Annotated in this window: 8 protein-coding genes; 3 read left to right on the forward strand and 5 right to left on the reverse strand. The window is 73.6% G+C overall.

Going from position 1 to position 9,187, the window contains the following annotated elements:
• Positions 1-697: response regulator (locus LE181_RS30785; RefSeq protein ID WP_225664801.1), on the reverse strand; the 697-nt coding region annotated here is incomplete at its 3' end.
• Positions 698-1,076: 379 nt separating this feature from the next.
• On the opposite strand from LE181_RS30785, the gene LE181_RS30790 reads away from it, so the two are divergent.
• Positions 1,077-1,928 (forward strand): universal stress protein, encoded by an 852-nt coding sequence (locus tag LE181_RS30790; protein WP_225664803.1) that lies wholly within the window; start codon positions 1,077-1,079, stop codon positions 1,926-1,928.
• A 30-nt stretch (positions 1,929-1,958) separates the two neighbouring features.
• Here the strand turns inward: LE181_RS30790 and gad are convergent, their stop codons facing one another.
• Together gad and LE181_RS30800 are read right to left on the reverse strand one after the other, a co-directional pair.
• A complete protein-coding gene (gad, locus tag LE181_RS30795; RefSeq protein WP_225664805.1) occupies positions 1,959-3,374 on the reverse strand; it encodes a glutamate decarboxylase in 1,416 nt (471 codons plus the stop codon).
• A gap of 17 nt (positions 3,375-3,391) precedes the next feature.
• On the reverse strand, positions 3,392-4,111 hold the full coding sequence (locus tag LE181_RS30800; protein WP_225664807.1) for an oxygen-binding di-iron domain-containing protein: 720 nt from the start codon (positions 4,109-4,111) through the stop codon (positions 3,392-3,394).
• Positions 4,112-4,279: 168 nt separating this feature from the next.
• Between LE181_RS30800 and LE181_RS30805 the strand changes: the two genes are divergently transcribed.
• On the forward strand, positions 4,280-5,653 hold the full coding sequence (locus LE181_RS30805) for an erythromycin esterase family protein (RefSeq protein WP_225664809.1): 1,374 nt from the start codon (positions 4,280-4,282) through the stop codon (positions 5,651-5,653).
• A gap of 177 nt (positions 5,654-5,830) precedes the next feature.
• On the forward strand, positions 5,831-6,439 hold the full coding sequence (locus tag LE181_RS30810) for a hypothetical protein (protein WP_225664811.1): 609 nt from the start codon (positions 5,831-5,833) through the stop codon (positions 6,437-6,439).
• A 159-nt stretch (positions 6,440-6,598) separates the two neighbouring features.
• Here LE181_RS30810 and LE181_RS30815 read toward each other — a convergent pair whose 3' ends face one another.
• The gene (locus LE181_RS30815; protein WP_225664812.1) at positions 6,599-7,249 is read right to left on the reverse strand and encodes a 50S ribosomal protein L25/general stress protein Ctc; all 651 of its coding nucleotides are present in this window, start codon (positions 7,247-7,249) and stop codon (positions 6,599-6,601) included.
• A 100-nt stretch (positions 7,250-7,349) separates the two neighbouring features.
• Complete coding sequence (locus LE181_RS30820) at positions 7,350-8,888, reverse strand: hypothetical protein (RefSeq protein WP_225664813.1); 1,539 nt, start codon at positions 8,886-8,888, stop codon at positions 7,350-7,352.
• Positions 8,889-9,187: the final 299 nt, after the last annotated feature.

Below are 9,187 nucleotides of genomic sequence, written 5' to 3' on the forward strand. Positions count from 1 at the left end.
GGCCGCGGCCGCCGACCGCCGACGGCCGGGCAACCTCCGTGGCGAGCACCGCCGCCTGAATGCGCCGCTCGACCCCGAGCTTCGCGAGCATCCGGGAGATGTGGTTCTTCACCGTCTTCTCGGACAGAAAGAGCCGCTGAGCGATCTGACGATTGGTCAGGCCGTCCCCGATCAGCGCGAGGATCTCGCGTTCCCGCGGGGACAGCCCGGACAGGCGCTCGTCCTGCGGCCCGCCGTCCTCCTCCTCACCGCGCAGGCTGTTCATCAGCCGCGTGGTGGTCGCCGGATCGAGCATGGACTGGCCGGAGGCGACGGTGCGGATGGCGGCGACCAGGTCGGAACCCCGGATCTGCTTGAGCACATAGCCCGCAGCACCGGCCATGATCGCGTCCAGGAGGGCGTCATCGTCGTCGAACGAGGTCAGCATCAGGCAGGCCAGCTCCGGCATCCGGGAGCGCAGCTCCCGGCAGACCGCTATGCCGTCGCCGTCGGGCAGCCGCACGTCCAGCACCGCCACATCGGGCCGCAGGGCCGGCCCCCGCGACAGGGCGTGGGCGATGGTGCCGGCCTCGCCGACGACGCTGATGTCCTCCTCGCCGTCGAGCAGGTCGTGCACGCCCCGCCGGACGACCTCGTGGTCGTCCAGCAGGAACACCCGGATCGGCCGTTCCCGGGAGAACGTCGTCGACTGGTCCACCACTCCTACCGCTCCCTGTCCCACTCCCACGGTGCGCGCACACTGCCGCACGCTTACTCGATCATGATCCCCCACGGGCCGGCCGCGCCATGGGCCGAACGGCCCTCGGGGCCGCCCGGTCCCGCACCTGGCCCGTCCGGCCCATCCGCCGCCCGTGACGCCCCTGCCACGCTGGGGGCAGCCCGGAACGGCAGGACACTCGTCCCGCGCCCGTCCCCCCGCTCCGGGTCCTCCCCGCCGGGGCCCGCCGAAGCCGGACTGCCGATGGCCGGCCCCGGCGGGCCCCCGGCGTACGAGCGGACGCACGCCGCGGGTTGCCGTGCAATGGACCGACACTGGGAGGGGGAGAGGGCCCCGCACACGGACGGAGGCGGTCGCCATGGAGCCCGCAGCCATCACCGCAGGTCTGGACGGTTCGCCCGAGAGCCTGGCCGCCGCGCACTGGGCGGCGGCGGAGGCGGACCGGCGCGGGGTCGCGCTGCGCCTCCTGCACGCCTGGGTCCTGCTGGTCCCCGAACCGGAGGGCGTTCCGGCCGAGCAGGACCAGGACTACTGGGCGAAGCGCATCGTCCACGCGGCGCAGACGGAGGTCCACCAGCGCTTCCCGGACCTCGCCATCGTCGAGGAACTGGTCGCCGAGGAACCGGTCACGGCCCTGCTGAGGGCGGCCGACGAATCCGCCGTCGTGGTGCTCGGCTCGCGCGGCCTGGACCGTCTCCAGAGCTTCTTCCTCGGCGACATCGGCCTGCACGTCGCCGGCCGCGCCGCCCGGCCGGTGGTCCTCGTACGGGCCGGCACGGCCCCCGCCGGCGACGTGGTCCTGGCCGCCGGACTCCACCGCCCCAGTGAGGAGCTGTACGCCTTCGCCTTCGCCGCGGCGGCCGCACGCGCCGTTCCCCTGCGCGTCGTGCACGGCAGCCCCCTGCCGGTCCAGGCATACGCGCCCTGGGGCGTGGACCCCGAGGTCGCCGGCGCCCTCCGGCAGGCGGCCGAAGCGGAGCTGCGCGCGGCGCTCCGACGGTGGTGCGCGGCGTATCCGGGGGTCACGGTGGTGAAGAGCGTCCGGATGGAGAGCCCGGCACACGCCGTCGCCCGGGCCGCCCGCGGAGCGGGCCTGCTGGTGTGCGGCCGCCGCCGTCACCGCCCCGCCCTCACGCCCCGCCTGGGCTCGGTGGTGCAGGCCGCGGTCCACCACGCACCGTGCCCGGTGGCGGTCGTCCCGCACGACTGACCTGACACCCCCGTACGACCGCCGCCGCCCTCAGTGGTGGAACGCCGTGGCCACCGTCTCCGGGCGCCCCGACGGCCGCTCCTGGCCCCGCAGTTCCGGCAGCAGCTCCCCGAGGTCGGCGAGGAAGAGCTCCGCGAGGTCGAGCGTGAAGCCGTTGCGGCACACCACGCGCAGCACCGACAGGTCCTGCCGGTTCGGGGGGAAGGTGTAGGCGGGGACGAGCCAGCCCCGCTCGCGCAGGCGCCGCGAGACGTCGAAGACGTCGAAGTTCGTGACGCCTTCGGCCGTCGTGAAGGCGAACACCGGCAACTCATCGCCCCGCGTCAGCAGACGGAAGTCGCCCAGCTGACCGATCCGCCCGGCCAGTGTGGACGCCACGGCGCGGGCATTGCGCTGCACCGCACGGTAGCCCTCGCGGCCCAGCCGCAGGAACGTGTAGTACTGCGCGGCCACCTGCGCCCCCGGCCGGGAGAAGTTCAGGGCGAACGTCGGCATGTCCCCGCCCAGGTAGGTGACGCGGAAGACCAGCTCTTCGGGAAGCGCCGCCCGGTCCCGCCACAGCGCCCAGCCCACCCCCGGGTAGACCAGCCCGTACTTGTGACCCGAGGTGTTCACGGACGCCACCCGCGGCAGCCGGAAGTCCCACACCAGGTCCTCGTCCAGGAACGGGGCGATCATCGCGCCGGACGCGCCGTCCACGTGCACCGGCACGTCCAGGCCCGTACGCCCCTGCAGGGCGTCGAGCGCCGCACAGACGTCGGCCACCGGCTCGTAGGACCCGTCGAACGTGGAGCCGAGGACGGCGACGACGCCGATGGTGTTCTCGTCGCACAGGTCCGCGGCGGCCTGCGGGTCGAGGTGGAAGCGCTCGCCCTCCAGCGGCACCTGGCGCGCCTCCACCTCCCAGAAGTTGCAGAACTTCTCCCAGCACACCTGCACGTTGGCGCCCATCACCAGGTTGGGCCGCGCGCCGCCCGTCCGGTAACGGCCGGCGTTCGCGAGCGCCCAGCGCCGTTTGAGGGCCAGGCCGGCGAGCATGCACGCCTCGCTCGACCCGGTCGTCGAACAGCCCACGGCGGCGGCGGGGTCGGGGGCGTGCCACAGGTCGGCGAGCATCGTCACACAGCGCTGCTCCAGCTCGGCGGTGCGCGGGTACTCGTCCTTGTCGATCATGTTCTTGTCGCGGCACTCGGACAGCAGGACACCGGCCTGGGGCTCCATCCAGGTGGTGACGAACGTGGCGAGGTTCAGCCGGGAGTTGCCGTCGAGCATCAGCTCGTCATGGACGAACTGGTAGGCGGCCTGCGCCGTCATGGGCCCCTCGGGCAGCCGCCGGCGCGGCGGTTCGACGGCCATTCCGGCGACGGGGTCGGCCTCGCCGAAGAAGGGGTTGACCGCGTAACCGCGCCGGTCGGCCCGGTCGTGCTTGCCCTGGTGCAGTGCCATCGCGTGCCCCGTTCCCCTCAGCCGTCCTGGGAGCGGGCGAAGCGCTCGGCGTAGCCGTCGGCCAGCTCGTGCAGCGCCGTGCCGCAGTCGCCCGCGTAGGCAGGGCCGTGCATCAGCCCCATCGTGGTGGGTGCGAGGTCCGCCAGACGCCGCATCAGCGGTGCGGTGGCGGCCGTCAGGCACGTCGCCCCGAAGACGTCCTCCGCCGCGAGCGCGGGGCCCACGATCTCCTGCTCGGTGAGCGCGGGGGCGTTGCCGATCGCGGTGAAGAGGTCGCCGCAGAAGAGGGTGCCGGTGGTCTCCTCGAAGAGCAGGCCCGCGTCCCAGCCGTGCGGCATGTGCGGGGTCTCCAGGCGCCGGACCCGTCGGCCGCCCAGGTCGATGACCTGACCGTCCTCCAGCGGGACCGGCGGCCGGTCGGAGAGGTCGTTCACCGACACCAGGCACCCCATCGCGCCGTGCGCGACCTTCGCCCGCGGCGCCGCGGCGATCCAGGAGTTCAGGGACCCGCACTCGTCGGCCTCGACGTGGCCGAAGGTGATCCAGCCGAGCCGGTCCAGCGGGACCACCCGGCTCGCGGCCTCGGACACCAGGGGGAACAGCGCCCTGAGACCGCAGTGGAACAGCAGCGGCTCCTCGGCGTCGACCAGGAACTGGTTGAACAGGAAGTCGGCGTCGGGAACGTACGTGGACAGCCGGTAGACGTCCGGCGCGATCTCCGTGACCAGGGTCTCCACCAGCACCGTCCTCGCCGCGCTCCGCTGCCTTCCCCCGCACCACTGTGACCCAGGCGCCCGGCGGGGCCCGCGAAACACGCCGGTGCCCCGCGGGTGGGGCTGCCCCCACCCCCACGGTGAGGGCCGTCGGATGGTGGCCGCGGACCCCCGGCCGGAACCATGAAGGACATGGCCCACACAGCGCACCATCCTCGCCGCCGGCGGATGCCGGCGCTGCTGCTCCTGCTCGCGCTGCTGCCGGCGACGGCCACCGCGGCCGGAGCGCTCGCGCAGCCCGCCACCGCCCGCTCGGGCGCCGACGACCCCGTGGCGGCCCTCGCCCGCGCAGCCCGCCCGCTGCGCACCACCGAGCCCACCGGCGACCTGCAGGACCTGCGCCCGTTCGGCCGCATGGTCGGCGACGCCACGGTGGTCGGGCTGGGCGAGGCCACGCACAGCTCGCACGAGTTCTTCACGAACAAGCACCGCGTCCTGCGCTACCTCGTCCAGGAGAAGGGGTTCACCGCCTTCGCCCTGGAGGCGCCGTGGAGCACCGGGATGCGGCTCAACGACTACGTCCTGCACGGCACGGGAAACCTGCGGCAGATCATGAAGGAGGAGTTCCAGCGCGACTACAGCTTCTGGAACACCACCGAGTACCGGGACCTCATCGAGTGGATGCGCACGTACAACCGGGACCACGCCGAGAAGGTCCGGTTCGTGGGTGACGACATCGGCTACGCCGGACCACAGCCCTTCGACGAGGTGACGCGTTACGTCACCGCCCACCACCCCGCCCTGCTCCCGCGCCTGACCGAGCTCTACCGCCTGCAACGCCCCGCGCCCGGCACCTCCGTGGGCGACTACATGACCGGCTACCTCAAGCGCCCGCCGGCCGAGCGCCGCGACATGGCCGGACGGGCCCGCCAGGCGCTGGACCTGCTCCTCGCGCAGCGGCCGGCCGGCGACCGCCGCGCCTTCGACCGGGTCGTCCAGCACGCCCGGAACATCGCGCAGGTGGCCGGCCAGTACGCGTACGACCTCGGCGACCCCGCCGACACGGCTCGGGCCATGCGGTACCGCGACGAGCAGATGGCCGCCAACGTCGCCTGGTGGCAGGAGCACACGGGCGACAAGGTGCTGCTGTCCGCGCACAACGCGCACGTCTCCTACGTCAGCACCGACCCGGCCCGCTACCCGCGGATGCAGGGCGCCTTCCTCAAGGACCGTCTGGGCAGGCACTACGTCAACGTGCGGCTGACCTTCGGCGCCGGGTCGTTCAACGCGACGACGGATCCCGACGAGTCGCGGGTGGAGGTCTGCACGGTCGGCCCGGCCGAGCCCGGCAGCAACGAACACACCCTGGACCGCCTGCCCCACCGGAACTACGTGCTCGACATGCGCACCGCACCGGCCGCGGCCCGTGCCTGGCTGAAGACGCCCCGGCCGACCCGCGACTACGGCACCGCCTATCCCGAGCCACTGCGCGACACCGCCCTCGCGGACTCCACCGACATCCTCGTCCACCTGCACCGGGTGACGGCCGCCCGGCTCCTGTGGTGAACCGTCGGCACCGCATCGGCGCCGAAACCGTCAGCAGAGTCTGATCTCGGACGGGCAACAAGCAGGTCACGCTTGGGTGCAGGAGTTGTGTCCGGGTGTCCGGGTCCCCCACTATGACGCAGTCATTTAGGTAAGGCTTACCTGCATAGCCGGTAAGTGTTCGTGCTGGAGTTCCCCGTGTCCGCTGTGCCGTCCGACCCCACCGTGTCCGTACTGTCCCTGTCGGGGGCGGGCGGCGCCGGGGCACCCACCGAAAGGGCCGCCCGGCCGGTCGGCCTGTTCGACTCCTGGTGGACGGTCGGCGGGGCCGCGGTGGCGGCGAGTGCGGCCTGGGCCGGGTCGGTATGGGTCTCCGTGCACGTCCAGGCGGACGCCTCCCTGCACACCGCGGCGCTCTTCGCCCACCTCGTCGGCCTCGTGCTCGGCTTCGGCGCCGTTCTCGTGGCCGACTACCACGGCCTGCTGTGGATGACCGGACGCTGCACCCTGCGGGAGGCCGTCGGCAGCGCCGGACGCCTCCACCTGCCCATCTGGGCCGGGCTGGCGGTCCTCGTCCTCAGCGGCATGGTGCTCCACCCCGACCCCTCCGCCACCCTCACCCGCATCAAGCTGGTGCTGGTCCTCGCGCTGACCCTCAACGGCCTGCAGGCGGGGCTGCTCAACAAGCGGATGGCCGGGCAGCCCGCCGCGCCGCGCCATCTGATCTGGGGCGGCGCCACCGCCCTGATCTCCCAGATCTGCTGGTGGGGTGCCGTCGTCATCGGATTCCTCAACAGCCGGCGCTAGGGCGGCAGCCCCCGCGCCGGCAGTCGGCGCCGGACGACGAAGCCCGGACGACGAAGCCCGGACGACGAAGGCCGGACGACGAACGCTGGACGACGAACGCCCCGCCCCCCGGGACCCCGGGGGGCGGGGCGTTCGTCACGACCGCAGGCGCTACGGGCCTCAGCCCTCGCCGCCCTCCGCGGGCTTCTCCTCCTCGGGAGCACCCTCCGCCGGTGCGGCGGCCTCTTCCGCCGCGGCCTCCGCCCCCTCCTCGGCCTCGGGTTCGGGCTCCGTCTGTGCCGTGACGACCTGCAGCAGGGCCGTGGACTCGTCGACGGCCAGGGAACAGCCCCGCGGCAGCTCGATGTCACCCGCCCGCACGGTGTGTCCGGCCGACAGCCCCTCGATGGAGACGGTGAACGACTCGGGGATATGCGTGGCCTCGGCCTCGACCGAAACCGCATTGAGCATGTGGTCCAGCAGATTTCCGCCCGGCGCGAGTTCGCCTTCGGTGAGGACGGGCACGTCGACGGTGACTCTCTCGCCCTTCTTCACGGCGAGGAAATCGACGTGGACGAGAAAACCCTTGAGGGGGTCGCGCTGCACCGCCTTGGGGATGACGAGCTCGTTCTTTCCGCTGATGTCCAGCCGGATCAGCACGTTGGGCGTCTTGAGGGCCATCATCAGTGCGTGGCCTTCGAGCGCCACATGCTTCGGGTCGGCGCCGTGACCGTAAATGACGGCGGGCACCTTGTTCTCGCGGCGGGTGCGGCGGGCCGCCCCCTTGCCGAAGTCGGTACGCTTTTCGGCGCTGAGTTTCACCTCGGCCATGACGGCACTCCTCATATGCAGACGCCGGGCAACTCCCGGAGTGTATCCAGCCCGAGAAGCCGTAAAGCCCGTCGCTGAGCCATTCGGCCGAACCCCGAATTCACGAACGGCGCACGCCGCCGGACGCCGGTGGCACGGAAAGGTGCACGCGCAGGCCGGCCGGTTCGCCCGGCAGCGGGGGCAGCGGTTCGGCGTGCCAGCCGCGCGCGTACGGGGGAGTGGCCCGGCCCGCGCTCACCACCACCGCCACCGGGTGACGGCCCGCCGCCGCGACGAGCTCCGCCGCGGTGATGCTGCCGTCATGACCACTCGTCTGGCGCGAGGCGCAGCCGGCCCGGAAGGCGATCCGCACGGCCTCGGTCCCCGAGACGATGCAGGGCGGGCGCACACCCAGCCGGTGCAGCTCCCCGACGACGCGGGCGAAGGCGTCCCGGCTGTCCCCGCTGCGGGACACCACCTTCTCCAGCACCTTGTACTGCACACCCCCGTGCACCAGCAGGGCCAGCGCGAGCACCGTCGCCCCCAGCGGCCGCACCACCCCTCGGGCCGGGGGCGGCCGGACAGTGGTCGCCACTGCCGTGAGGAAGAGGGCCACGGGCAGCGCCAGCAGCGCGTACACGGGCAGCAGGAAGCGCGGCGCCGCGTAGTCGAGCAGCTGGTACGGCACCGCCACGCACACCGCCACCAAAGCCGGTGTCGCGACCTCCGGCAGGCACCGGCGCCGGGCCGCCACGACGAGCCCGCCCGCGGTGAGCACGGGCAGGGCGAACCACCACGCGGCGGTCAGGGGATGACGCCACGGCACGTCGCAGGGGCGGCACAACGTCCGGCCCTGCAGAGCACGCACATGGTGCCCCAGGGCGAGACGGAGTCCCCAGCCCCCCTGGATCTCCCCGGCCCGGTGCAGACGTGCGGCCAGACCGCCGTACCGCACGTACGCCTCGACGACCCACTCCGCGCCGCCGAGGACGACCCCCGCCGCGAGGGCCGCCAGGACGGCCGGCCGCCGCCACGCCCGTACCGCCAGTGCCGCTCCCGCGAGCGGCAGCACCAGGGCGACCGCGTCGCCCGGCCGCATCAGTGCGGTGAAGGCGACGGCCAGCAGCAGCCCCGTGCGCGCACGGCGGTCGCTGCCGTCGCGCGCGGCCCGCAGGAAGCAGCCCGTGGCACACAGCGCACCGAAGGCGACCCACAGATTGGGCATGACCTGCGGTCCGTAGAAGAGCGTCACCCACAGCCCGCAGAACAGCGCCCCCGCCACCACCAGGACGGGCACCGGCAGCAGCCGCCGCCACACCCACAGCGAGACGAACAGACCGCAGCCGGAGAGCGCGGCCAGCCACACCCGCAGCACTCCCGTGGAGGACGTGAGCGCGGCCACCGGCGCGGCCAGGAACGTGACGCCCCGGGCCCGCGGCGCGCTGAAGAACGCGGCGGGGGCCCGCGGGTCGACCTGGCTGACATACACCGTCTCGTCCCAGCCGAGCCCCGTCCCGGGGACGACGAGGACCAGCTGGGCGAAGGCGTAGACGGCGGCGACGCCCGCGAGCCACGGCAACGCCCGCGCGCCTGATGCGGCCGGCATCTGCGCGGGACGTTCTCGTCCGCGCGAGCCGGGGGCGAGACGGACCGACCGCATGCCACCACGCTCCGTCAGCCGCACCGCCCCCGCACGACGGACGCGCACTCGGCCCAGTGGGTTGCCGTTGCCGTGGGCACTGACGGCGAGCGGTGCGCGGCGGAACCGGCACGTGTTCCGGCAGCGGTCGCGGAGAGTGGTGCCCGCCCCTGGCCCGCCGCGGCAGCGGCACCGGCCCAGGGGCGCCGCCACGGCGAGCGGTGCGACGTTCCCCCGGCAGCGAGCGGTGCGCGGCGGCTCCCGTGCCGCCGCCGCGCTGCGCCGGACGGCCCCGACCGTCCGCCGCCCCGACCGTCCGC

The organism is Streptomyces sichuanensis, from assembly GCF_020328095.1.
GTDB lineage: Bacteria > Actinomycetota > Actinomycetes > Streptomycetales > Streptomycetaceae > Streptomyces > Streptomyces cinnamoneus.